Raw genomic sequence first — 24,307 nt, 5'->3', positions numbered from 1 at the left:
GCGCCCGCTCTGGTCCGGCCCGGGGCGAATCAGCTCGCGGCGGCGGTCGGTGCGCTTGCTAATAGCAGGCGCAAGGCCTTCGCCCGGGCCTGGGTGAGATCGCGCACGTAGTACAGCTGTCCTTCGAGCAGGTGGATGCCGGCGCGGCGCAGCTTGAGTCTTATCCGGGCATTGCTGCCACAGAGTATCAGCGCGATATCCTGTTTTCGGTAGTCCAGCAGAACGTTTTCCAGCGCTGCCAGAGCGGTCATGTCCAGCGTTGGCACGCCACTGATATCGACGATGACGATCTTCACTTCCGGGTTGAAGCGTCGCAGCACGCTCAACGCCTTCTCCGCAGCACCGAAGAACAACGGACCGCGAATCGCATAGGCGGCGACGTGCTCGGGCAGATCCTGCAGCAGCTGGTTCTGGGCGGATCGCAGGCTAGTGGTATCGGTCAGCTCGCTCATGCGCTTGATAAACAGACCCGCGGCCAGCAGCAGGCCGACGCCAACCGCCAGCACCATGTCGAACAGCACCGTCAGGATCAGGCACGTCAGCAGCACCAGTACGTCGCTACGAGGTGCGATGCGCAGGGTCTTGAGCACATGCGGTGCCTCGCTCATGTTCCAGGCCACCATGAGCAGCAACGCCGCCAGGGCCGCCATCGGCAGATAGCTGAACAAGGGCGCCAGCCAGAGGATGGCGACCAGCACCACGCCCGCATGAACGATCGCCGCCAGCGGTGAGAAGGCACCTGCGCGCACATTGGTGGCACTGCGGGCGATGGCTGCGGTGGCAGTGATGCCGCCGAACAGCGGCGCGATCAAATTACCGATGCCCTGACCCAGTAACTCGGCGTTCGGGTCATGGCTGCTGCCAGTCATACCGTCGGCCACTACGGCGCAGAGCAACGACTCGATAGCGCCCAGCATGGCAATGGCGAACGCAGGTGCCAGCAACTGACGGAACAACTCGAAACTCAGCATCAGCGGTTGCCCGTCCGGGCCCGGCAACAGCCAGGGCCAAGCGAAATCGGGAAGAAACGGCGGTATGCCGGGATGGGAGACGCCATCGCCCATGTAGCTGAAGCGTTCGCCCAGCGTGGCCACGGCCAGACCGGACGATTCCAGTGCCATGCCGGCCAGCGCGCCGACGACCAGTGCCACCAGGTGGCCGGGTACCTTCGGCACCAGACGCGGCCATATGATCAATACCGCCAGGCAGAGCACCGCCACCAGTGCATCACCCGGCTGTGCGCTGGGCAGCGCGCGAGCCAGTTGGGTCAGTTGCTCCACGTAGTGCTGAGGTGGTTCGGTAATGGTCAGCCCGAACACATCCTTGAGTTGCAACGTCGCGATGACGATGCCGATGCCCGCGGTGAAACCCAGGGTCACCGGATAGGGTACGAAGGCAATCAACTTGCCAGCGCGCAGCAATCCGAGCGCAATCAGGATCAGCCCGGCGAGCATGGTGCAGAGCAGCAGTCCGCCAAGGCCGAACTGCTGGGTGATCGGCAGCAGAATGACCACGAACGCGGCCGTTGGGCCGGACACGTTGAACCGGGAGCCTCCCGTCAGCGCAATCAACGGCGCGGCGATCAGCACGGTATACAGACCATGCTGCGGGGCAACACCCACCGCGATCGCCAGTGCCATCGCCAGCGGGATGGCGATGATGCCCACGGTCAGCCCGGCAATGATGTCACCGCGCAATGCGTTGGTGCCGTAGCCCGCGCGCAGGGCCTGACGCCAGGCAGCGAAGAGGGGCGGAAGGTTCATGCCAGACACTCCTTGTGGGCAAAGCGCGAGTATAAGCACAGCGCTCGAAGGTGCGTCTGCAGCGACGCAACAAGCTCGATAAATCGACGATATTCGAGTACGACCTTGGTCGCAACGCACGCTGGCGCGTTGAGTGCGACCGTTGCGCGGAGTAAACTGCCGCCCCCGTAAGGCTCGTCGAACCGGAGAAACCATGCGTAAAGACAAGAAACAGGTGATCGGCGAAGAGATCAGCGACGAATCGATCCGTTTGTTTCTGGAGCCGGAGCCGGCTGACGAAACACCGCCCTCGCTGCACAAGCTGATCAAGGCCTATCGAGGACTGCGCGTCGATGATTTCGAGCGTTTTCTCGGATTCTTTGTCGAAGCCGGATACGACCTGAATGCGAAAGATGCCAAAGGGCGTGATTTCGTTGCGCTGATTGCTGACCAGCGCCAGGCCGAGCCCTATATCGAGCTGATCGAGGCCGCTCGCGGCTGATTTCATTTCACTGGCGGAGCGCCTGTCGAGGCGCAATACCCGTCGGACTGGCTGCGCAACCGACAGCCGCAATCGATTTTCTCGCTGCATGCGTCCCGTAGAGCCCAGGCCTATCGCCCCGCTCCGGGAAGCCTCGGAGCGAGAGGGAGGAGGCCAAAAGCCGTTCTCCCGACAGCGGACAGGCACCCAGCGGTGACTGTCTTCGGGCACAAGCCCGAGCAGCGGTATGGAAACCTACTCCGTTTCTAGCCGCCTGGCTGGTGGTTCTACACGATCGCGTACTGCGGTCGTGACAGTTTAATGCTGTGATTCTGGAGAACGCGTTAATGACGCAACACGATAGCGAAGCCGTGGATTTGGTACTGGTGGGAGCCGGTATCATGAGTGCGACTCTGGCAGTACTGCTCAAGGAACTCGATCCCGACATCAAGCTGGAAATCGTCGAACTGCAGGAGTCCGGGGCCGTCGAAAGTTCGAATCCCTGGAACAACGCTGGCACTGGCCACGCCGGGCTGTGTGAGTTGAACTACACGCCGGACACTGGCGGCCCGATCGATATCAAGAAAGCTGTCACCATCAATACCCAGTTCGAGGTTTCCAAGCAGTTCTGGGCCTACCTGACGGGTCGTGAAGGCTTCGGCAGCCCCCGCGACTTCCTCAACGTCGTGCCGCATCTGAGCTTCGTTCGCGGCAGCAAGAACATCGATTTCCTGAAGCGTCGCTTCGACGCGTTGAAAACCCATCATGCCTTCGAAAACATGGTCTACACCGAAGACCGTGCCACTATGGAAGAGTGGATGCCGTTGATGATGCCGGGCCGCCCGGTCGACGAGCCGATTGCCGCCACCCGTGCGCTGAACGGCACTGACGTCAACTTCGGTGAACTGACTCGGCAGATGCTCGAATATCTCGCGGTCAAGCCGGGCGTGAAAATGTCCTATTTCCAGAAGGTCACCGGCCTCGAGCGCAACGGCAAGGGCTGGCGCGTGGAAATCAAGAACACGCGCGACGGCAGCAGCCGTGAACTCGATGCCGGCTTTGTCTTCCTGGGCGCGGGTGGCGGGGCGCTGCCGCTGCTGCAGATGTCCGATATCGAAGAAGGCAAAGGCTACGGCGGCTTTCCGGTCAGCGGCCAGTGGCTGCGCTGCGACAACCCGGAAATCGTCAAGCAACACCAGGCCAAGGTCTACAGCCTGGCGGCTGTGGGCGCACCGCCGATGTCCGTTCCGCATTTGGACACACGCGTCGTTGACGGCAAGACGTCCCTGCTGTTCGGGCCCTATGCCGGCTTCACCACCAAGTTCCTCAAGCATGGATCGCCGCTCGACCTGCCATTATCGATCCGTCCGAGCAACCTCAAGCCGATGCTGGCTGTCGCGCGCGACAACATGGACCTGACTCGCTACCTGATCAAAGAGGTCAGACAGTCCATGGAGGATCGTCTGGAAACGCTGCGTGGCTTCTACCCCGAAGCCAAAGCCGAAGACTGGCGTCTGGAGGTGGCGGGTCAGCGCGTGCAGATCATCAAGAAAGACCCGAAGAAGGGCGGCATTCTGCAATTTGGCACAGAGCTGGTGGCGGCGCGGGACGGCTCCATCGCCGCCCTGCTAGGGGCGTCCCCGGGTGCTTCGGTCACCGTATCGATCATGCTCGATCTGATCGAGCGATGCTTCCCGGAGCAGGCGAAAAGCGAAGCCTGGAGCCGCAAGCTTGGCGAAATCTTCCCGGCCCGCGAAAAGGTCCTGGAAACAGACGCGGTGGCGTATCGCGAAGTGGCCGCCGTGGTCGACAAGCGTCTGGGCCTGGCCGACTAAGCACGGCTTTCGGTTGTACCTGAAGCCGCGCCGCCCTTAACGGGCCGCGCGGCTTTTTTATGCGCCGTGCCGAAGCGCCACCTGCGGCAATGCCTGGCCGATCCATCCAAGGTGTATTTCCATGACTTCTATCCAGCGTTCGCCTTGGGGGCGCTGGGTGGACGTCAACAGCATGCGGCAGCGCTGCTCATCGTCGAGCAGGGCGTAATGGCGCCGTATCGGACGCCTGAATAGTGCGGTCAGCAAGGTCATGAAGCGGCTTCCTGGGGGCTTCGGCGCTTTATCGCACCCTGACGTTACCGTTCGATGACCGCAGCCTTATCGGGCCCGGGCGGGTCTTTAGCGCATCCGCTGTCAGGCGATTGCAAGGCTGGTTATACTTCGCGGCATTCATCCCTCATCTGGAGAAAGACAGCATGCTGAAACGCCTGTTGTTCAGTCTTGCCGCCGCGTCGGCCCTGGCTCTGGCAGGTTGCGCACATAGTCCGCAGCAGCTCGACCCGACCCCTAAGCTCACTGGCACCATCAATCCTGTCGGGCAGGGGCAGCCGGTATCGGTACGGGTCGTGGACGGTCGCCCCTCCGCGACGCTGGGCACCCGTGGCGGCCTGTATCCGGAAACCAGCGCTGTGATCGTGCCGAAGGAGAAGGTCATACCCAAGCTTCAGGCAGAGACCGAAGCGGCCGTACGCCTGCTCGGCTTCACACCGTCGCCCAATGCCTATAACGCCCCTCAGTTGACCCTGACGTTGGCCGAGCTGAAGTACCAGTCGCCGAAGGAAGGGCTCTATGTGACCGAGGCAACCATCGGCGCAACCTTCCGGGTCGAAGTACAGAACGGTGGCCGTCGTTATACCGGCCGTTATGGCGCCTCGCTGAACCAGCGTTTCGGTATGGCCCCGAACGAGCAGACCAACACCAAGTTGGTCAGTGAAGTATTGAGCGATGCGTTGAGCCGCGCTTTCCGCGACCAGAGCATCGGCCAGGTATTGGCTCAGTAATCAGCAACGACTGGTCATGCCTCGGTAACGCAAACCCGCATCTCGATGCGGGTTTTTTGTTTCGACGCACTCTGTGAAAGGCTTCGAAGATGCAATGCTTGGGAGCCAAGCCTTGCCGTCACGGGTGCTCAGTTGCCATAGCGAGCCAAAGGTCGAGCGCAAAAAAAGCCCCGACAGCGCACTGCTCGGGGCGTTTTTTTATGAGCGGGCAAGTGCTCGGATCAGCGCACGCCGGAATTGCGCAGCGCAGCCGGGGTGTACTGATTGGAGTTGGCTTCGTAGTTGTAAACGTACGGATTCTTCTCCTCGTTCTTCATGCCCATCACCAGATAGCGACCGGAAACCAGGTCATACAGGGTTTCCATCGAATACAGCGGTACCTGCACGTTGAAGAAATATTGTGCATGAGCCTCGGCGACGCGCCATAGGGTGTTACGGCCGTCGTAGTGGTCGATCACCGCGGCCTGCCAGGTATCCTCGTCGATGAAGAAGTGGCGCTTGGCGTAGATGTGCCGCTCGCCGTTCTTCAATGTCGCTTCGACTTCCCACACGCGGTGTAGCTCGTAGCGGGTCAGGTCCTGATTGATGTGGCCAGCCTGGATGATGTCGTCATATTTAAGCTTCGGTGAGTCCAGGCGGTAGGAGTTGTAGGGAATGTACATCTCCTTCTTGCCCACCAGTTTCCAGTCGTAGCGGTCCGGTGCACCGTTGAACATGTCCAGGTTGTCGGCGGTACGCAGGCCATCGGCCGCGGTGCCGGGACCGTCATAGGCAACCTGTGGGGCACGACGCACACGGCGCTGGCCGGCGTTATAGATCCAGGCCATGCGGGGTTCTTTCACCTGGTCCAGGGTCTCGTGCACCAGCAGGACGTTGCCGGCCAGTCGCGACGGCTCGGTGACTTGCTGCTTGAAGTAGAAGAGGACGTTGCCGTGCTTCTCTGGGTTGTAGTCGCGCAAGGTGTCGGTATAGACCACTTCGTCGACGAACTTGACCAGGTTGTAGCTGCCATTCACCTGAGGCGTAGCCTGCGCCACCACGCGACGGGCCGAGCCGCCACGGTAGCGGGTGATATGGTTCCAGGCCACTTCCAGGCCATTCTGAGGAATCGGGAAGGCGATTGCGGTATCGAAGCCTTCCAGGCCGTTGCCGCCGCGGACCAGTTTGGTATGGGTCGCGTTCTTCTTCGCCGCGTCGTAGATTCGTTGCGGTACTGCAGCACTACGGTGGGTTTCGAAAACAGGCAGGCGATAGGTGTCGGGGTAGCGCTTGAGCATGGCGATCTGGCCAGGGCTCAGGTTGTCTTTGTATTGCTCGACGTTTTGCGCCGTGATGGTGAACTTCGGCTTGTCGTTCGGGTACGGATCGCCGACGAAGCCATCGGCGCTGACGGCTGCGGCATCCTGTGGCAAACCTCCCGTCCACGCCGGAATAGTGCCAGCGGCGTTGCCGGCTTTCTCTGCTCCGGTGGGCGTCAGGCTGTCACCCAGCTTGGCGGCCTCGGATTCGGATACCTCCGCCATGGCTCCACTTGCCAGCAGGGCGCTGGCCAGCAAAGAGACTGTGAGGGCCCCCGTCTTTAACATGTTCTTATTCATTGTTAGTCCTGTTGATCTTGGGTAACTGATTCCCTGCGAGGGGTACCGTAAGCGCGGCGTTCGCAGGTAGCGACCTCCACAACGTAGTGGCGGACCTTGTGGTCCGGTAAGTGGCGTCAGGGACGCAGCGACTTACAAGTTGCCGTTCGCTCGACTCCGTGGCAGTCCCGCCTGCTTGCTCAATTCAGGCGCACGCTCTATTCCGGTTGTCCGAGACGAGATGAGGGTGGAGCTGAGGAGGACTATAAGTCAACAATCGAGACGGGGCCTATCTGCATAAATGGCGCAAATACCCGGCAAATTGCCATCTGTCGGTTGCGTTTCGCTTTGTCGGAAATGGCTGAACCGGCGGTTGCGCTTCGGTAGACTCCGCAGCCGCATTGGCACTCGATAACGGGCCAGCATTTTTTGTGTTCGTGGAGGTTCGGTTGTTACTGAATATCGACTTTTCGGGGCTATCCAGCCTCGCCACCGTGCTCAATTCGATGGCGTTACTGATCGCGCTCAGCGGTGGCTGGTTGTTGCTGGCGACACGTTGGCGTCAGCAGCTGGCGGCCAATTCCGCGCCGCTCGCCAGCGTCAGCCCATCGACCGCCAGGCCGATCGGGGCAGCGCGAACCCAGCGCATCGATTCTTTTTTCTATGGCTTCGGCTTCAGCAGCCTGGCACTGGCCTGGCTGCTTTCTGAGCTCGCCCGGCTGGCATAGTCACCCGCCGGGTCGCTCTTGGCGATCAGAGGCTCAAGCCTGCCTTCAGCCTGTGCTGATTACGTACCGGAGTGGCGTACTGCTGGATCAGGTAAGGCTGTTGCACGCTGGGACATGCGGCCAGGCGCTTGCTCCACTCAGCCTCGGCACGCGCGATTTCTTCGCGACTGAACAGTTCGCCGAGCTCGGGTATCGATAGCTCCGTATCGCGTCCGTCCCAGATCTGGTACGCCAGATAATTTACCGGGAACAGGCGGTAGTCGCAGAGAATCTGCTGGTCGATGGCGAGCGCCAGTTGCTTGGCATCGCTCGGGACGTCGGTGATCGGTGTGCCGAAGCTGACGTGCACGCGGCCTTTGTAGCCGGTGATACCCAATGCAATGCTGGTGTCATCCTCTCCCGGTGCCTTGGTGTAGGTGCCGGTGGTGGCGCGGATGTAAAGCTCGCGAGCCTTGGCCTGATCGCAGGGGTCGTACTCGTAGCTGATCGAGACCGGGGTGGGACGCAGGGCGGCCATGGCTTCGGCAAAAGGTTCGTCCTTGCGGCTCATGTGCAGCATTTTCAGTATTGCCGAGTCGGTGCGATCGTCACCATCCTTGGCGCGACCTTCGGCTTGCGCAATCCAGATCGATTCGCCGTCGTTGAGGATCGAGTGGTTGATGTAGGCGGAGAGCACTTGGTAAGCCGCGAGCTTCTCGCGTCGACCGGTCACCGAGCGGCGCACGATAAAGCTCTTGTTCAGTCGCATCAGGTCGCTGACGAAGGGGCGTTGCAGCAGGTTATCGCCGATGGCGATGCGCGGTGTGCGCATCTTGGCTTGGAATACCGCGTAATTGACGAAGGCCGGATCCATCACGATGTCTCGGTGGTTGGCCAGAAATAGATAGGCGCAGCCGGGCTGGATTTTTTCAAGCCCGGAATAAGTGATGCCATCCGTGGCTCGTTCGATGGTGCGTTCGAGATACATCTCGATCCGCGCCTGCAGCGTGTCGACCGAATGGATGCTGGCGAACTCGCGCCGCAGGCGTTGCGCGATAAGGGGTTTCAGCAACCAGCCCATCGGGCCGGCCAGCCGCGGAAAGCGGAAGTGCGCCAGAATATCGAGGAACTCTCGGTCGGCGAACAGTCGCGCCATCACGGCAGGGACTTCAGCGTCGGCGTAGGGTCGGATGGCTTCGAATTCGTCCATCATGCTCTCTGTAAGGGAAACAACTGAATGACCCCATTCATGTTGGGGTCGAAATTAGGTCTGTTGGCGTTTCGGTGCGGTCTCGGCGCAAGCGCTGAGCAGGACGCGAGTCGTCCGGTTTGTTCATTCGCAACGGGCGGCGAGTTACACCGCTATGCTCCAAGCAGGGCCGCCCTTCGGGAGGCAACGCGACGGGCGCATTCTCAACAGACTGGACGGCGATTATAGCGGCAAGTCAGGCAGGAGACGCTGATGCTGGAATCACAGGACTACCAATGCCCCTATTGTGGCGAAGCAGTGGACGCGCTGCTTGACCTGAGTGGTGGGGACCAGCGTTACATCGAGGATTGTCCGGTCTGTTGCCGGCCGATCATTTTCGATCTACGGACCGACGGTACCGACTGGCAACTCGATGTGCTGCGGGAGGATGAATAGGTGCAGCGCGTTTACGAGCCGCGCGACCTGCTCGAGGCCGAGATGCTGCGCGGCATGTTGATCGCCGAGGGCATCGAGGTGTTTCTGAGCGGGCGGCACCTGATCGGTGCGATGGGCGAATTGCCGGCTGCCGGTCTGCTCGGGTTGATGGTCGACGATGAGCAGGCCGAGCGCGCGCGACGGCTGATCGCTGAGTACAATGGCGCCGAGCCGCTGCCGGGTGACGAGCCGGAAAGCTATCCGGGCGAGCTCATCTGCTGATACTGGCCGAATCAATGGCCACAGCCGTGCCCTGAGGCCGGCGCCGTCGATCTTTCTCCTACGAGTTCCGTTTCCATGTGTGGCCGCTATGCGCTTTTTCGCTGGAGCCCGGCCTTTGCCGCGCTGCCTGGTTTTCCCGCCGATCAACAACCGCACTGGAGCCTGTCGCCCGGTGCGTCGGTCTTGCTGCTGCGGCAGATCGACGACGTGCTGCAACTCGACAGTGTGCGGTGGGGGCTAACCCCGGCCTGGTTGACCGATTTCACCCGGACGCCAGCGCAGGCGCGGGCAGAAACCTTGGCCGAGCAGCCGATGTTTCGTGACGCCTATCGCCTGCGCCGGGGTGTGCTGCCCGCCAACGGCTTTTACGAATGGCGCGGCACCGCTCGCAAACGGCCCTACTGGATGACTGGAGAAGATTCGCTGCTGTATTTCGCAGCCATCTGGGAGGCCTATCCGGTGCACGGGCATACCTACCTCAGCGCGGCTGTGGTGACGCTGCCCGCAGCAAATCAGCGGCGGCCATTGATGCTGGATCAGGCTGCGATGGCCGCCTGGCTCGATCCGCAGAGCTCGCCTGAGGCGCTGCAGTCCCTGCTGGCCGCACCGCAGCCGGCGCTACGCGAGCGCCCCCTGGCGACCTTGGTCAATGACCCCAAACTGGATGCTCCAGAATGCCTGACACCGGTGAACTAGCCGCAAGCCAAGCAGGCCGGTTGCTCGGCCGCCGGGCTCGCTCTAGCATACGGCGCAGAATCAACGGGAGACGCGACATGCTCAAGCGGCATCCATTAGCTCTTTTTCTGGCGACCTCCGTGCTCGTCGGTTGTCAGGCCGTCAATACCACCAGTGGCGGTGCGGTCGGGGTCGATCGCAAACAGTACATGTTCAGCATGTTGTCGACCGAACAGGTCAATCAGATGTATGCCCAGTCCTACCAGCAGACCCTGAGCGAGGCGTCGAAGAAGGGCATGCTGGAAAAAAACAGCGCCATCAGCAAACGCGTCAATGCCATCGCTCAACGGCTGATCGCCGAAGTACCGGCCTTTCGCCCGGACGCGGCGCAATGGGACTGGGACGTCAACGTCATCGACAGTCCGGAACTGAACGCCAACTGCGGCCCGGGCGGCAAGATCATTTTCTATACGGGGCTAATCGAAAAGCTGAAGCTGACCGACGACGAGATCGCTGCGGTGATGGGCCATGAAATCGCCCACGCGCTGCGCGAACACGGCCGCGAGGCGATGTCCAAGGCTTACGGCGTGCAGATGGCTACACAGATCGGTTCGGCGTTCGGGGTTGGCGATGGCAGTCTGCAGCTCGCCAACATGGGCGTTGAATACCTGATGACGTTGCCTAATAGCCGCAGTAACGAAAACGAGGCCGACCTGATTGGATTGGAGTTGGCGGCGCGCGCTGGCTATAACCCGAATGCGGCGGTCAGCCTGTGGCAGAAGATGGCCGCTGCCGGTGGCTCGGCCCCGCCGGAATTCCTCAGCACGCACCCGTCTTCGAGCAGCCGCACGCAGGCGCTGCAACAGAACATTCCGAAGGTCATGCCGCTGTACCAGCAGCGACGCTGAGGGCGGCAGCTGTCATCGCCCGGATCAGGTCGGTGGCAGCGTTACCGGGATGGGGCTGTCCATGCCCAGTTGTTTACGCGCGCTTTCGAGGTCGAACAGCGTGTTGATTTCCTCGATGTCGCCTCCGGGGTTGAGCGTCCAGATCGACATGGCGGCGACGGTGAGAATCTTGCCGCTCGGCGCGAGGCCGAACACCGGTTTTTCCAGCGTACCGAATAGGGTGCTTGAGGTGACTACGCGATTGCCTTCGCTGAGGCATTCATCCACCACTACTTCGAGGTCCGGGAGCGCCTGGCGGATCTCGCGCACGATCAGACCGAAACCGGCACTGTTGACCGGTTGTGCGATGAACGAGCTCCTGTAACTGAAGTAACGACTCTGCAGTTGTTCGGCCAGTGCCAGACGACCTTTACTCCAGCTCAGGTCGATATGCTGCTGCACCCTCCGTTTTCGTTCCTCCGGTGACATGCCGCTTGCTCCCCTCAAGTGCCGCCAGAATGCGGTGAAGACCCACTCTAACAGCACCGGCGACATGGCAATTTGCGCTGCGTATCAGACTGGAAGCGTGCCGCTCAAGGTCAGGGCCTGATAGACGGCATACAGCGCCAACGCGGCGAAGCCAGCGGCGGCAACACGGCGAATCAGGGTAAGGGGCATGCGATCGGCTGCGAAATTTCCAGCCAGTACCACCGGTACGTTGGCGATCAGCATGCCCAGGGTGGTGCCGATGATTACCAAGACGAAATTGGGGTATTGCGCAGCGAGCATGACGGTTGCGACCTGGGTTTTGTCACCCATCTCCGCCAGAAAGAACGCGATGAGGGTGGCAGCGAAGGGACCGAAGCGCCGACCGCGCGAGGCTTCGTCTTCCTCCAGTTTGTCCGGTACTAGCGTCCACAGCGCCACGGCGGCAAAGGAGGCGGCGAGAATCCAGCTGAGAATGGTCGGAGAGACCAGCGATGAAACCCAGTTGCCGACGGCTCCGGCTGCGGCATGGTTGGCCAGCGTGGCGACGACGATACCCCAGATGATCGGCAGCGGGCGCCGATAGCGGGCCGCCAGCAGCAGGGCGAGCAGTTGCGTCTTGTCGCCGATCTCGGCCAGAGCAACGATCAGGGTTGGGATGTAGAACGATTCCAAGCGAACTTCCTTGCGGGGGCGGGTCGACGAAATCACCATGACACGCACCGCCTGCCCGCCCCGGGTCAGGTGTACGTGTCATGGGTCTTGTCAAACCAGGCGAGGCTGCGTGAACAGGCCGCGCGGGTCGCATGCGCCATGGTCTGTGGACCAAGTGTGTTGACGCATGCCAGGCGAGCAGGGCGCTCGCCGGAGACTACTCCCCCAGGACGGGCGCGAGTTTGCCCAAGCGCGGCGTGTAGTGCAAGTCGATCAGGCGCGCTGTGCACGGTAGATGCGGAAGCCCTCCGCATTGCTCAGCGTCTCGCAATGGCCCAGATGGGCCTCGATCAGTGGCGGATACTTGAGGAAGGCATTGGCTACCAGGCGCAACTCGCCGTTGGGTCGCAGATGACTGGCGGCACGTTGCAGCAGTGTTTCGCTGGCGGCGTAGTGGGTATGCACGCCCTGATGGAACGGCGGATTGCTGATGATCGCAGCGCAGTCGTCTGGCGCCGCGTCAATGCCATCGCCGGCAATGACCTGGGCCTGTAACTGGTTGGCTGCCAGCGTCATGCGGCTGCTCTGGACGGCGAACGCATCGACGTCCAGCAACACCACCTCGCTTTGCGGATAACGTCTCTTCAGCGACGCACCGATGACGCCTGCACCGCAGCCGAAATCCAGCAGCCGGCCGGTAGGCAGATCGTCGAGCCGTTCCAGCAGCAGAGCGGTGCCACGATCGAGTCGGCCATGGCTGAACACGCCGGGCAGGCTGACGACCTGCAGCGGGCCGTCAGCCAGGTCGAGTTCGAAGCGCTGTGCAAGGGTTTCCAACTCGGGCGCCGGCGGACTGTTCGCTATCTTGACCTGCCACAATTGGCAATGGCGGGCGCTGTCGAGCTTGCGAGCCTCGCCGAACGGCGACAGCTGTCTGGCGGCGCGCTCGACGCCTGCGCGCTTTTCTCCGACCAGATACAGCAAACGTCCCGGTAACCGCGCCGCCAACGCGTTCAGCAAGTAATCGGTCAGCTCACGTGACTTGGGCAGAAACAGCACGGCAGCGTCGAACGCGGCCGATGGGGGCTCGACACCGAATGTGCAGCGCCCGGCGAAGCGAGTCTGCAGCCACTGCTGTTCGCCTGCGTGCCAGCTCCAGCCGATGGCTCCGGGCAGCTGGCCGAGCAGGTCGTCGGCCGGCAGCCCGGCAAGCAACAGCTCGCCGCTGAAGAGTTCGGCCTGACGCAGCAGTACTTCGCTTCGGGGGTCCATGATGCCTCCGGACAAAAGCTGGCGAGCTTAGCAGTCTTGTCCCTGGCAGCAGAAGCGTCAGCCGACCTGACGCTTCGGCGCGCCGGCGAAAAACGCTTCGGCGTTTTCACACATTTGATCAACGATGCGCTGCCGTGCTTCACGGCTGCCCCAGGCGCTATGTGGCGTCACGATCAGGCGCGGCACGTCCGCAGCCAGCAGTGGGTTGTCGTTGCTGGGTGGCTCGCTGGTGAGCACATCGGTGGCGGCGCCGCCCAAATGTCCGCTGCGCAATGTGTCAGCCAGCGCCTGTTCATCAATTAAGCCGCCACGGGCGGTATTGATGATGAATGCCGTGGGCTTCATCAATCGCAGCTCGCGTGCTCCGATGAGGTCGCGTGTCTGCTCGGTCAGCGGGCAATGCAGCGTCAGGGCGTCGATCTGTGGCAGCAGTTCGTCGAGGTCCAGGCGGTCGGCGCGTGGCGGGCGGCCAGGCAGGTTGCCGGTCAGCACCCGCATGCCCAGCGCCTCGGCCAGTCTGGCGACGGCGCTGCCCAGCTCGCCGTGACCGAGCACGCCGAGGGTCTTGCCGGCGAGCTCGACGATGGGAAAATCCAGTAGGCAGAACTGCCCGCTTTCCTGCCAGCGACCTCGGGCGACGGCGCCTTGATAATCGGGTAGCCGTGTGGCCAGCGCGAGCAATAGCATCAAGGTGTGCTGGGCCACGGTGGCGGTGCCATAGGCCTGGCAGTTGCAGACCGCGATGCCGCGCTGTTTGGCGGCGACCAAGTCGATGTTGTTGACGCCGGTCGCGGCTACTAGGATCAGCTTGAGCTCCGGACAGGCGGCGAGCGCTGCTTCGTTCAGTGGCACCTTGTTAACGATGGCGACTTGGGCGCCCTGCAGCCGTTCGACGATCTGCGAGTCGCTGGTCTGCGCATGGCAGCTCAGTTCATCGAAGGTCGACCGCAGCGCAGCCAGGTCCAGGTCGCCCTGGTCGAGTGGGGATAGATCGAGGAATACAGCGCGGCGATTGCTCATGGACTTTACTCGTATGAATCAGCGGGCGGATGTCCCGCCCCGGAAATAGCGGAGTCGCTAGATGTATTGGATGGAGTTTCTTACCGTGGCGCTGGTTCATCTGCTTGCTGTGGCCAGTCCCGGGCCGGACTTTGCGGTGGTCGTGCGTGAAAGTGTGACCCGTGGTCAGCGCAGCGGCAGCTGGACGGCTATCGGTGTGGGCAGCGGTATTTTGCTACACGTGGGTTATTCGTTGCTTGGTATTGGCCTGATCGTCTCGCAGTCGATCGTGCTGTTCAACCTATTCAAGTGGCTGGCAGCCGGTTATCTGTTCTATCTCGGTGTTCAAGCGCTACGCGCCAAGCCCGTTGCGGTCGGCGATCTGCCACCGCCCGGCACTGGCGGAGCACAATCTTGCAGACGTGCCTTTACGGTGGGTTTCGTTACCAACGGCTTGAATCCCAAGGCCACACTATTTTTTCTGTCGCTATTCACAGTGGTTATCGACCCCCATACCCCACTCGCCGTTCAGGCGGGCTATGGGGTATATCTGGCGTTCGCTACCGGCTTGTGGTTCTGCCTGGTGGCCTGGCTGTTCAGCCGCGAGCGCGTGCGGGCAGGCTTCGCGCGCATGGGGCACTGGTTCGATCGGGTCACCGGCGCGGTGCTGATCGGCCTTGGCGTCCGCCTGGCGGCAAGCGAGATTGCCTGATCGCCGGGTTATGCAATCGGCTGTTACACAGCGGGCCTCGACGCGTTGAACGACGGCCAGGTTGACTGTCGACTCGGGACGCCGCGCGACGGTTTGCGCGGCGAACATCCGACGCCGTGTCCAGCGTGCCTCTCATAACATCAATAACAGGAAGCCCTATGTTGCAGACCCGAGTGATCAAACCCGCCGCGAATGCCTACCAGTATCCCCTGTTGATCAAGAGCCTGCTGTTGTCGGGCCAGCGTTATGAGCGCACTCGTGAGATCGTCTACCGTGATCAGGTGCGTTTCGACTATCGCACCCTCAATCAGCGCATTGCCCGGCTCGCCAACGTACTGACCGCCGCCGGGGTCAAGGCGGGTGACACCGTGGCGGTCATGGACTGGGACAGTCATCGCTACCTCGAATGTATGTTCGCCATCCCGATGATTGGTGCGGTGGTTCATACCATCAACGTGCGCCTGTCTCCGGAGCAGATTCTCTACACCATGAATCATGCCGAAGATCGCTTCGTTCTGGTCAACAGCGAATTCGCGCCCCTGTATCAGGCGATCGCCGGGCAGCTCACCACGGTCGATAAAACGCTGCTGATTACCGATGCCGATGACAAGACCTGCGATCTGCCCAACTGCGTGGGCGAGTATGAAAGCCTGCTTGCCGAGGCGCAGCCGCACTACGATTTCCCGGACTTCGATGAGAATTCGGTGGCGACGACCTTCTACACCACCGGCACCACCGGAGATCCCAAGGGCGTTTATTTCACCCATCGCCAGTTGGTCCTGCATACCCTTGCCGGAGCGATAACGGTCGGCTGTCGCGAGAATCCCCAGCTGATGGCGGCGGGCGACGTCTACATGCCGATCACGCCGATGTTCCACGTGCATGCCTGGGGGCTGCCGTACGTGGCGACGATGATGGGCCTCAAGCAGGTCTATCCTGGGCGCTACGATCCAGAATTGCTGATCGAGCTGTGGCGCAAGGAGAAGGTCACTTTCTCGCATTGCGTGCCGACTATCGTTCAGATGCTGCTCAACGCCAAGGCGGCGAAGGGCACGGACTTCAACGGCTGGAAAATCACCATCGGCGGCAGTGCGCTGACCCGTGGTCTCTACGAATCAGCCCGTGCCTGCGGCATGCAGCTGGTGGCTGCCTATGGCATGTCGGAAACCTGCCCGCTGATTTCCGGTGCCCATATCAATGATGAGCTGCGTGAGGCCAGCGAGGACGAGCAGGTTAGCTACCGCCTCAAGGCTGGGGTGCCGGTGGTGCTGGTCGATGCCGCCATCCAGGCACCGGACGGCAGTTTTCTACCAGCCGACGGCGTATCCCAGGGCGAGTTGGTGCTTCGGGCGCCCTGGCTGACTCAGGGCTATGCCGGCAATCTTGAAAAGAGCGAAGAGCTATGGGCTGGCGGATGGCTGCATACCGGCGACGTCGCGACCGTCGACGAGATGGGTAACATCGACATTCGCGATCGCATCAAGGATGTCATCAAGACCGGCGGCGAGTGGGTTTCCTCGCTGGCGATTGAAGGCTTGATCAGTCGTCACGAGGCTGTACGCGACGTGGCGGTGGTGGGTGTGCCTGACGAGCGCTGGGGCGAACGCCCATTCGCCCTGGTTGTGCTGTGCGAGGGCAAACAGCTCGATGCGCGTACGCTGCAGCGCTTTCTCGAGCCTGCGGTGGAGCAGGGGCAGATCAATAAGTGGGCGATTCCGCAGCAGATCGCGGTGGTAGCTGACATTCCCAAGACCAGTGTCGGCAAGCTGGACAAGAAGCGTATCCGGGTCGACATCGCGCGCTGGCTGGAAGAGGGCAGTCACGCCATCTCCTCGATCTAGCAACGAGACGGGAAAGGAGCTAGGCGTCGTCTGGCTCCTGACCGGGCTCCAGCATGCTGCGGACTTTGTCTTCGAGGTTCGAGATGCTGAACGGCTTGGTCAGGACCTCGTAGTCGTACGAGGCGTTGCTGCGCTGTAGCACCGAGCTCTCGGCGTAGCCGGTGATGAATAGCACGCGCAAGGACGGCCGCTTTTCCCGGGCGGCATCGGCGAGTTGCCGCCCGTTCATGCCGCCGGGCAGCCCGATATCCGATATCAGCAGATCCAGATGTGCATCGCTCTCGAGAATGCGCAGGCCGCTGGGACCTTCCGCCGCTTCCAGGGTGTTCAGCCCCATTTCCTGCAGCACCTCCGTCACCAGCATACGGACGTTTGGTTCGTCATCCACCACCAGAACGGTACGCCCTTCGACCGAAGCGGGTGGCAGGTCCGTAGTGGACGGCGCATGCAGGCTGGTCGACTGGCCGTGGTGGCGGGGCAAGTAGATCCAGACACTGGTGCCTTCGCCCACCGTGCTCTCGATACGCACGCCTCCGCCCGATTGCTTGGCGAAGCCGTAGACCATGGATAAGCCGAGCCCCGTACCTTCGCCCAGAGGTTTGGTGGTGTAGAACGGATCGAAGACGTAGCCGAGCTTTTCCGGAGGAATGCCGACGCCCGTATCGCGGACGCCGAGTGCGACGTACTCACCGGATTGCAGGCCGATTTCCTGGGCGAGCGGCTCGTCCAGTCGCAGGTTTTCGCTGATCAGCGTCAACTGACCACCATCAGGCATCGCATCGCGGGCGTTGATGGTGAGGTTCAGCAAGGCGTTTTCCAGCTGGTTGGTGTCACAGAGGGTGAGCCAGAGTTCGTCCGACAACTGCGTCGAATAGCTCACCATTGGCCCGATGGTGCGTTGCAGCAGCTCCATCATGCCTTCTATCAGGGTGTTGAGATCGGTGGGGCTGGGGTCGAGCGTCTGGCGTCGTGAAAAAGCCAGCAGGCGGTGGGTGAGCGCGGTCGCGCGAGTGGCGGAGGTCAGCGCGCTGCGGATATAACGCTGCAGGTCGTCGGTGCGGCCCTGATCCAGGCGAACCGATAGCAGCTCCAGTGAGCCGATTACGCCCGCCAGGAGGTTGTTGAAATCGTGCGCCAGGCCGCCGGTCAGCTGGCCGACCGCTTCCATTTTCTGCGACTGCCGCAGCGCCGCCTCAGTCTTGGCGCGTGCTGCGACTTCAGCGTTGACGCGCTGCTCGAGGGTTTCGTTGAGGCGGTGCAGTGCTCGTTCGGTACGCTTGTGCTGAGTAATGTCGAGACAAGCACCGACCATGTATGAGGGTCTGCCGTTGGCGTCGGTGAAGGTCTGGCCCTTGTCGAATATCCAGCGCTCGTTGCCCTCCGGCAGTCTGACCCTGAATTGCATCTCGAAATCGTCCCCGTAGCGTGCACAGCGCTCGCACTGCTGGGCGATGCTGTCCCGATCATCAGGGTGGATCGTGTCGAGAAGGTCGTTGAGCCAGCCTGAGGTCAGGCCCTCCAGGCCGAACAGGCGCTGCATGGGCAGGTCCATGTCCAGGCGATTGTTGCGCAGATCCCAATAGAAAGTACCGGTGCCGGAGGCCAGCAGTGCCGCGTTCAGGCGCTCGTCGCTCTCGCGCAGGCGTAGCGCCGCAGACTCCTGCTCAAGAAGGCTTTCGGTGACGTCTTCGGCCTGGTGGATGATGTAGCTGACCTGGCCTTGTTCATCCAGCACCGGCACATTGACCACGTCCCAATAGCGATTTTCGTCACGGGTGCCTTCGCCGTGCGGACGCCGCAGTGGATAGCCGACCGTCTTGAGGTGTTGTAGGCGTCCGGTGCGCGCGACCTCCGCCAACGATGCGCGCAGCAGATCGTAGCCGGGGGACGTTGACACCGAGGCGTCGCCGCCGTGATAGGCCTCGAACAGCGGGCGGCCAATGATGTCTTCACGACGCGCCATGGTCGCTCGCAAGCGCTCCTGGCTGGCGGCGACCATGGTGTAGTCGGCATCGTTGGCAACCACGAGGACGATTCCAGGCAGGGCATCGAAGATGCGCTGCAGATCCGCTATGTCGATGGCTCGGCTCTCCGTCTGAATGACACGTCTGCGTGTGCCGTATAGGTTAGTAGTGGCTGTTTTGCGGAAAAAATTCGGTTACCTGAGGAGTCAAGGTGCTAGACAAAGGCCATACGTTGATCAGTGAAACCTTTCCCGTCGGTCCGCTGCAATGCAATTGCACGATCATTGGCGATTCGTTGACGGGCCGGGCCGTCGTCGTGGACCCGGGCGGCGATCCGGAGGTGATCCTTGCGCGAATCGATGCCCTGGGATTGAAGGTCGTCAATGTCATTCACACCCATGCGCATCTGGATCACTTCCTCGCGTCCGGGCAGATCAAGGAGCGAACCGGCGCCACCTTGCACCTGCACAAGGACGACCAGTTCCTCTGGGACAGTCTTGAGCAGCAGTGCCGGCTGTTCGGGGTACCCTATACGCCGGTGCCGGCCCCGGATTGCTGGTTGGCCGACGATCAGGCACTGGCCTGCGGCTGTGGCGTCGCGCTCCACACGCCGGGCCATACGCCGGGCTCGATGTGCTTCTGGTTCCCTGACGTGAAGTTGCTGGTTGCCGGGGATACGCTTTTTCGCCGTGGAATCGGCCGGACCGATCTCTGGGGTGGCGATTATGCCACCATCGAGCGGTCGATCAGACAGAGGCTGTACTGCCTGGACGAGGACGCGACTGTCATCACTGGGCACGGACCGCAAACGCGGTTGGGTGACGAGATGCGAGAGAACCCTTTTGTCCGTGCTTAATTCGTCGTGGGTTCGTCGGCACGTTCCGGTTCTACTGCTGGCTGAGTGTTAACCTAGCGGCGCATTTCAGCCTGCGGACGTGTAGTCCCGGCAGGCTGGCGTCCCGCAGATGAAGGAAGTCACCATGAAAAAACTCAGCAATCTGACCGCATTCGCCGCCACCATCGCACTGCTGGCCGGCTGTACCAACAACCCCTACACCGGCGAACGAGAAGCGGGCAAGGCGGGCATCTACGGTGGCATCGGCGCGGTCAGCGGCGCAGTGATCGGCGCCGCTACCTCCAGCAAGAAGGACCGTGCCAAAGGCGCCCTGATCGGCGCGGCGGTCGGCGGCGCCGCCGGTGGCGGCTATGGCTACTATGTCGATACCCAGGAAGCCAAGCTGCGCCAGACCCTGCAGGGCACCGGGGTTCAGGTCCAGCGCGAGGGCGACAACCTGACGCTGATCATGCCGGGTAACATCACTTTCCCGAGCAACTCGGCAGATATTTCCAGCAGCTTCTACCCGACCCTGAACTCCTTGGTTCAGGTGTTCAAGGAATTCAACAAGAACGGCATCGACATCGTTGGTCATACCGACAGCACGGGCTCGCTACAGCTCAATCAGGATCTGTCCAACCGTCGTGCGCGGAGCGTTGCCGCCTACCTGGAAGGCAACGGCGTGGCCGCGTCTCGAATCTCATCCTTCGGGGCCGGTCCGAGCCAGCCGATCGCCAGCAACGATACCGCTGCTGGGCGTGCACAGAATCGGCGTGTAGAGATCAATCTGCGCCCTCTGTAAACGACCTTGATAGGCGAGCCGCAACGGCTCGTCTATGCCATTTAAGTGACGTCATTTTTCCCTCTTTTCTTCATCTGTCATTGAACCTCTCGGCAATCCACGACTCTGAAGCTGGTGACAAACGAGCCATGTGGTGGCATTGAGGAGGTCGAATGGATGATCGTTCTGCTCTCCATTCTCGTAAGCCTTGGCTGCCATTGGTCGTGACGTTGGCCTTGATGGCCGGGCTTGGAGGATGGGTCGTCTGGCAATGGCAGGTACAGGAAGCACGGATCCGCGCGGAGCAGGCGCAACGATTCAATCTGGCGGTCAATGACGTCGAAAGCAACCTGCGCGAGCGCATGCGCGCGTACGAGATGGTCATGCGTGGCCTAGCCGGTCTTTTCGTTGGCAGCGATACCGTCAGTCTGGACGATTGGAACCGGGCTTCCGATCAGCTTCAACTGCAAGATTTCTACCCCGGCATCCAGGCGATCGCCCTAGCTCGATACGTGCGTGCGGATAACCTGGCCTCACTGCTCACGGAGATGCGTAACGAGGGTCGCAGCAATTTTCGTATGTACCCGGCTGGCGATCGCGACGAGTATCTGATTACGGATTTCATTCACCCGCTCGATTGGCGCAATCGTCGCGTGCTGGGCTTCGACATGCTGAGCGAAGAGACTCGGCGAGAAGCCATCATGGCGGCGCGCAACATTGGCACGCCGATGCTCACCGGACCGTTGCGACTCAAGCAGGAAACCGAACAGAACGCCCAGGTGGGCATTCTGCTTTACCTTCCGCTGTACCGGGTCGGCGCTCCCGTCACGACCCTGGAAGAGCGCCAAGCAGCCTTTGCCGGCACGTTGCACGGGGCTTTTCGACTGACCGATCTGATGGAAGGTGTGCTGGGGTCGCGCAGCAAGCTGTTCCAGCTGCAGCTGTTCGACGCCGCCATACCAGACGAACCGCTGCTGGTGGGCCGAGCGGCGGTGAGCGATGATGCGCGCTTTCATCGCACCCGCAATATCTACATGTACGGTCGCAGCTGGCAGCTGCAGGTGGGCAGCACGCCCGAATACGAAGCCATCCTGAACAGAAGCAGCGGGGCCTTCAACCTGGCGGCCGCCATGACCGCCGCGATCCTATTCTCCCTGCTGATCGGTGGCTACCTGTATTTGCGCGAGCGCGCACTGCGCAGCAGTCAGGCGTTAGGTGCGCAGCTGCAGGAGCGCGAGGCTTGGTTTCGTCAGTTGATCGAGCAGTTGCCGGTGGCAACCTTGCTGTGTAACGACCAGGGCCGAATAGAGCTGGCGAACCAGAGCGCCGCGGCACTGCTGGGGAGCAGCGCCGGCCTGCTCGCGGGTGAGCGCCTCAATCGTTATGTTCCCGGTGCGCTGGTAGATTCCACCGGTGGACCGCGGTTGGAGGCCACTCATCAGGAGAGCCAGGCGCTACGCGAAGATGGCACGCCGATACCGGTTTCGCTGAGCCTGACCAGCTTCAGGCGCGATAACGCCATTTATCATTTGCTCAACCTGGTTGATCTTCAGCAGCGCAAGCGTGACGAAGAGCGGTTTCGCAATGTGGTCGAAGCGTCGCCGAACGCCTTCCTGCTGTTCGACCACGACGGTCGAATCGTCATGGTCAATCGGCAAACCGAGCTGCTGTTCGGCTATAGCCGGCAAGAGCTGCTGGGTCAGCCGGTCGAACTGCTGATCCCCGAGTCGATGCGCAAGATCTATCACGAGGTGCGCTACCGTTTCGGGCAGGATGCTGAATCACGCCGTCTGGGCGAAAACCGCGAACTGTTCGGTCGCCATCGGGATGGTCATCTATTGCCCGTGGAGGTTGGCCTGTCACCGCTGCGCAGCGGTGAAGAACAATTGGTGCAGGCCGTGGTGATCGATATCGGCCACCGCAAGGCCGCCGAGCGGCGTTTGCGTGATCAGGCCAATGAGCTGGTCGTCGCCAACCGCTATAAATCCGAATTCCTCGCCAACATGTCCCACGAGCTGCGCACGCCGCTCAACAGCATCCTGATCCTCAGCGACCAGTTGCGGCAGAACGCCGCGAGCAACCTGACCGAAAAGCAGGTGCGGCATGCCGACATCATCCATCGTGCCGGTCATGACTTGCTGCAACTGATTAACGATGTACTTGATCTGGCCAAGATCGAGGCCGGTCATATGCAGATCAAGCCGGAGCCGGTCAACCTGGCCGAGCTGTTGGCTGAGTTGGTGGCCGGACTCGAGCCGATGGCCGAGCAGAACGGCCTGACCCTCGGCTCTCGAATCGACCCGGATGTGCCGGTCTCGATCATCAGTGATCGCGCCCGTCTGCAGCAGATCCTGCGTAACCTCATCACTAACGCCTTGAAGTTCACCGAGCAGGGCTCCGTGGACATCCATGTCTCGCAAAAACCTGCCGAAAATCCCGTCGGCGAAGATCTTTTGCAGATCTGCGTGACCGACACCGGCATCGGCATTGCCGAAGACCAACATGAACGGATCTTCCAGGCGTTCCAGCAGATCGATGGTTCGATCAGCCGACAGTACGGCGGCACAGGACTTGGCCTGGCCATCGCGCGGCAGCTGGCCGAAGTGCTCGGCGGCGGCATCCGGCTCAGGAGTGCGCCGGGCCAAGGCTCCAGTTTTACCGTCGAACTGCCCCTGAAACTGGCGACGACCACGGAGGTCCGGACGCTACGGCCGTCCCAGCGTCGCGGCCAGGGCGGCGGTTTATTGATTGTCGAGGACGACGCCGATTTCGCCTCGGTGGTAGCTGAGGTTGGGCAATCCCATGGTTTCCCCAGCGTGATTTGCGGTACCGGGCAAGAGGGGCTGGAGGCACTCGAGCAGGACCGCTTCGCGGCGGTCATTCTCGACATCCTGCTGCCGGACATCAGCGGTTGGCAGGTTCATCGTGTGCTGCGCTCCGACTCTCGGCACCAGGACACGCCGGTATACATCATCTCCTGCGTACCGCAGCCGCAAGGCTGGTCGGATGACGGCTCGCACTACCTGCTCAAACCTGTGGCTCAATCGGAGCTGGAGCGGCTGTTCATCGATCTGGCGCGTCAGGAAATCAGTTCGATGCGATTGCTGTTGGTCGAGACCGACCCTGAGCGGCGTCGGCAACTGCGTGAGCATTTCGAGCGTCTCGGCTACCGGGTTACCGAGTGCCGGCGCAGCGAGGAGGCCAGGCTGGCCTATGCCGAGCACAGCTTCACGGTGCTGATCATCGACTTCGATCTACCCGGCGAGGATGGCCTGGATCTGCTCGAAGCGCTGGATCGCCTGCGCTCGCTGAAAGATGTGCGTGTGATATTGAACAGCCGTGAACCGCTTTCGGAAAAGAATCTACAGCGACTTCGGCGCTATTCGTCGGTTGCGTTGTCAAAAACAGAGGAATTGGAGCATATGGAAGATGCATTGAAGCCCGCCGCAGCCGAGCCTGCGCCGCTGGGCATGGATGAAGTGGAACATCCTCTACTGGGTCAGCGGGTGCTGCTGGTGGATTCGGATGTGCGATCGATCTATTCCATCAGCGCCATGCTCGACGAGCAGGGGCTGCAGGTGGTGCCGGCCACCACGCGTTCCGAGGCACTTGAACGATTCGATGAAGATGCATTCGATTTGGCATTGGTGGACATGGCTATGCCGGACAATGGCGGTCCTGCACTGATCCGGCAGCTCAGAAACGACTATGGTTGTCAGGTGCCAATCGTGGCACTGGCGGTTGGTGACGATCCGACCGTCAGGGATCAAAGCATCGCCGCGGGTGCGGACGATGTGTTGTTCAAGCCGGTCGAAAATCCCAGGTTGGTCGACCTGCTGCGGCGTTGCCTCGAGCAGGCTGATGGCCCTGGCGAGAGCCCATGAAGGAGAAGTGTGTGACGCATTGTTCATGCCGGAGTGGCGCCTCTATCGACGCCATCGTGGTCGGAATC

Annotated in this window: 22 protein-coding genes and 1 riboswitch; of the genes, 13 read left to right on the top strand and 9 right to left on the bottom strand. The window is 61.5% G+C overall.

Going from position 1 to position 24,307, the window contains the following annotated elements; genetic code table 11:
• Positions 1-29: 29 nt before the first annotated feature.
• Positions 30-1,763 carry a C4-dicarboxylic acid transporter DauA gene (gene dauA, locus MCB86_RS10980; protein WP_239610880.1) on the bottom strand — a complete coding sequence of 578 codons (1,734 nt, stop codon included), beginning with the start codon at positions 1,761-1,763 and terminating at the stop codon, positions 30-32.
• Between the two features lie 193 nt (positions 1,764-1,956).
• Between dauA and MCB86_RS10975 the strand changes: the two genes are divergently transcribed.
• Both MCB86_RS10975 and mqo read left to right on the top strand, forming a co-directional pair.
• Positions 1,957-2,244: a PA4642 family protein gene (locus MCB86_RS10975; RefSeq protein ID WP_045160885.1), complete on the top strand. Its 288-nt coding sequence runs from the start codon at positions 1,957-1,959 to the stop codon at positions 2,242-2,244.
• A 326-nt stretch (positions 2,245-2,570) separates the two neighbouring features.
• The gene (gene mqo, locus MCB86_RS10970) at positions 2,571-4,058 is read left to right on the top strand and encodes a malate dehydrogenase (quinone) (protein WP_045160886.1); all 1,488 of its coding nucleotides are present in this window, start codon (positions 2,571-2,573) and stop codon (positions 4,056-4,058) included.
• Between the two features lie 57 nt (positions 4,059-4,115).
• Here the strand turns inward: mqo and MCB86_RS10965 are convergent, their stop codons facing one another.
• Positions 4,116-4,310 (bottom strand): hypothetical protein, encoded by a 195-nt coding sequence (locus tag MCB86_RS10965; RefSeq protein WP_239610878.1) that lies wholly within the window; start codon positions 4,308-4,310, stop codon positions 4,116-4,118.
• A 164-nt stretch (positions 4,311-4,474) separates the two neighbouring features.
• Here MCB86_RS10965 and MCB86_RS10960 point away from each other — a divergent pair, with 164 nt between their 5' ends.
• The gene (locus MCB86_RS10960; protein WP_045160888.1) at positions 4,475-5,059 is read left to right on the top strand and encodes a YajG family lipoprotein; all 585 of its coding nucleotides are present in this window, start codon (positions 4,475-4,477) and stop codon (positions 5,057-5,059) included.
• Positions 5,060-5,280: 221 nt separating this feature from the next.
• Here MCB86_RS10960 and MCB86_RS10955 read toward each other — a convergent pair whose 3' ends face one another.
• Positions 5,281-6,645, bottom strand: coding sequence for a DUF1329 domain-containing protein (locus MCB86_RS10955; RefSeq protein ID WP_045160889.1), 1,365 nt, complete (start codon positions 6,643-6,645; stop codon positions 5,281-5,283).
• Positions 6,646-7,085: 440 nt separating this feature from the next.
• On the opposite strand from MCB86_RS10955, the gene MCB86_RS10950 reads away from it, so the two are divergent.
• Positions 7,086-7,364, top strand: coding sequence for a hypothetical protein (locus tag MCB86_RS10950; protein ID WP_239610876.1), 279 nt, complete (start codon positions 7,086-7,088; stop codon positions 7,362-7,364).
• Positions 7,365-7,389: 25 nt separating this feature from the next.
• On the opposite strand, the gene MCB86_RS10945 is transcribed toward MCB86_RS10950, so the two are convergent.
• Positions 7,390-8,553, bottom strand: a complete 1,164-nt coding sequence (locus tag MCB86_RS10945) for a 1-acyl-sn-glycerol-3-phosphate acyltransferase (protein WP_196298636.1) — start codon at positions 8,551-8,553, stop codon at positions 7,390-7,392.
• 252 nt (positions 8,554-8,805) lie between these two features.
• Between MCB86_RS10945 and MCB86_RS10940 the strand changes: the two genes are divergently transcribed.
• The 4 genes from MCB86_RS10940 to MCB86_RS10925 all read left to right on the top strand — a co-directional run bounded on the left by MCB86_RS10940 (position 8,806) and on the right by MCB86_RS10925 (position 10,832).
• Entirely contained in the window at positions 8,806-8,988 is a 183-nt protein-coding gene (locus MCB86_RS10940) for a CPXCG motif-containing cysteine-rich protein (RefSeq protein WP_045160891.1), read from the top strand.
• Entirely contained in the window at positions 8,989-9,249 is a 261-nt protein-coding gene (locus tag MCB86_RS10935; RefSeq protein WP_045160892.1) for a DUF2007 domain-containing protein, read from the top strand.
• Positions 9,250-9,324: 75 nt separating this feature from the next.
• The gene (locus MCB86_RS10930; RefSeq protein WP_045160893.1) at positions 9,325-9,945 is read left to right on the top strand and encodes an SOS response-associated peptidase; all 621 of its coding nucleotides are present in this window, start codon (positions 9,325-9,327) and stop codon (positions 9,943-9,945) included.
• Between the two features lie 77 nt (positions 9,946-10,022).
• Positions 10,023-10,832: a M48 family metallopeptidase gene (locus tag MCB86_RS10925; RefSeq protein ID WP_045160894.1), complete on the top strand. Its 810-nt coding sequence runs from the start codon at positions 10,023-10,025 to the stop codon at positions 10,830-10,832.
• Positions 10,833-10,856: 24 nt separating this feature from the next.
• On the opposite strand, the gene MCB86_RS10920 is transcribed toward MCB86_RS10925, so the two are convergent.
• From MCB86_RS10920 to MCB86_RS10905, 4 genes are all read right to left on the bottom strand, one after another.
• Positions 10,857-11,300, bottom strand: coding sequence for an ester cyclase (locus MCB86_RS10920; protein WP_045160895.1), 444 nt, complete (start codon positions 11,298-11,300; stop codon positions 10,857-10,859).
• Positions 11,301-11,384: 84 nt separating this feature from the next.
• Positions 11,385-11,972 carry a TMEM165/GDT1 family protein gene (locus MCB86_RS10915; protein WP_239611581.1) on the bottom strand — a complete coding sequence of 196 codons (588 nt, stop codon included), beginning with the start codon at positions 11,970-11,972 and terminating at the stop codon, positions 11,385-11,387.
• 19 nt (positions 11,973-11,991) lie between these two features.
• Positions 11,992-12,196: riboswitch (yybP-ykoY riboswitch) on the bottom strand.
• 28 nt (positions 12,197-12,224) lie between these two features.
• The gene (locus MCB86_RS10910; protein ID WP_045160896.1) at positions 12,225-13,223 is read right to left on the bottom strand and encodes a class I SAM-dependent methyltransferase; all 999 of its coding nucleotides are present in this window, start codon (positions 13,221-13,223) and stop codon (positions 12,225-12,227) included.
• 57 nt (positions 13,224-13,280) lie between these two features.
• On the bottom strand, positions 13,281-14,243 hold the full coding sequence (locus tag MCB86_RS10905) for a 2-hydroxyacid dehydrogenase (protein ID WP_045160897.1): 963 nt from the start codon (positions 14,241-14,243) through the stop codon (positions 13,281-13,283).
• Between the two features lie 61 nt (positions 14,244-14,304).
• Between MCB86_RS10905 and MCB86_RS10900 the strand changes: the two genes are divergently transcribed.
• Together MCB86_RS10900 and MCB86_RS10895 are read left to right on the top strand one after the other, a co-directional pair.
• On the top strand, positions 14,305-14,934 hold the full coding sequence (locus tag MCB86_RS10900; protein ID WP_045160898.1) for a LysE family transporter: 630 nt from the start codon (positions 14,305-14,307) through the stop codon (positions 14,932-14,934).
• Between the two features lie 158 nt (positions 14,935-15,092).
• Positions 15,093-16,775 carry a fatty acid--CoA ligase gene (locus MCB86_RS10895; RefSeq protein ID WP_239610874.1) on the top strand — a complete coding sequence of 561 codons (1,683 nt, stop codon included), beginning with the start codon at positions 15,093-15,095 and terminating at the stop codon, positions 16,773-16,775.
• A gap of 19 nt (positions 16,776-16,794) precedes the next feature.
• Here MCB86_RS10895 and MCB86_RS10890 read toward each other — a convergent pair whose 3' ends face one another.
• Positions 16,795-18,819: an ATP-binding protein gene (locus MCB86_RS10890; protein ID WP_275589502.1), complete on the bottom strand. Its 2,025-nt coding sequence runs from the start codon at positions 18,817-18,819 to the stop codon at positions 16,795-16,797.
• Positions 18,820-18,950: 131 nt separating this feature from the next.
• Here MCB86_RS10890 and MCB86_RS10885 point away from each other — a divergent pair, with 131 nt between their 5' ends.
• From MCB86_RS10885 to MCB86_RS10875, 3 genes are all read left to right on the top strand, one after another.
• Complete coding sequence (locus MCB86_RS10885; RefSeq protein WP_045160901.1) at positions 18,951-19,595, top strand: MBL fold metallo-hydrolase; 645 nt, start codon at positions 18,951-18,953, stop codon at positions 19,593-19,595.
• Positions 19,596-19,719: 124 nt separating this feature from the next.
• Entirely contained in the window at positions 19,720-20,376 is a 657-nt protein-coding gene (locus MCB86_RS10880) for an OmpA family protein (RefSeq protein WP_239610871.1), read from the top strand.
• Positions 20,377-20,528: 152 nt separating this feature from the next.
• Complete coding sequence (locus MCB86_RS10875) at positions 20,529-24,239, top strand: CHASE domain-containing protein (protein ID WP_239610869.1); 3,711 nt, start codon at positions 20,529-20,531, stop codon at positions 24,237-24,239.
• Positions 24,240-24,307: the final 68 nt, after the last annotated feature.

Source organism: Pseudomonas sp. KSR10, from assembly GCF_022355455.1.
Taxonomy (GTDB): Bacteria; Pseudomonadota; Gammaproteobacteria; order Pseudomonadales; family Pseudomonadaceae; genus Stutzerimonas; species Stutzerimonas stutzeri_E.
This window is presented reverse-complemented; position numbering and strand designations above follow the sequence as displayed.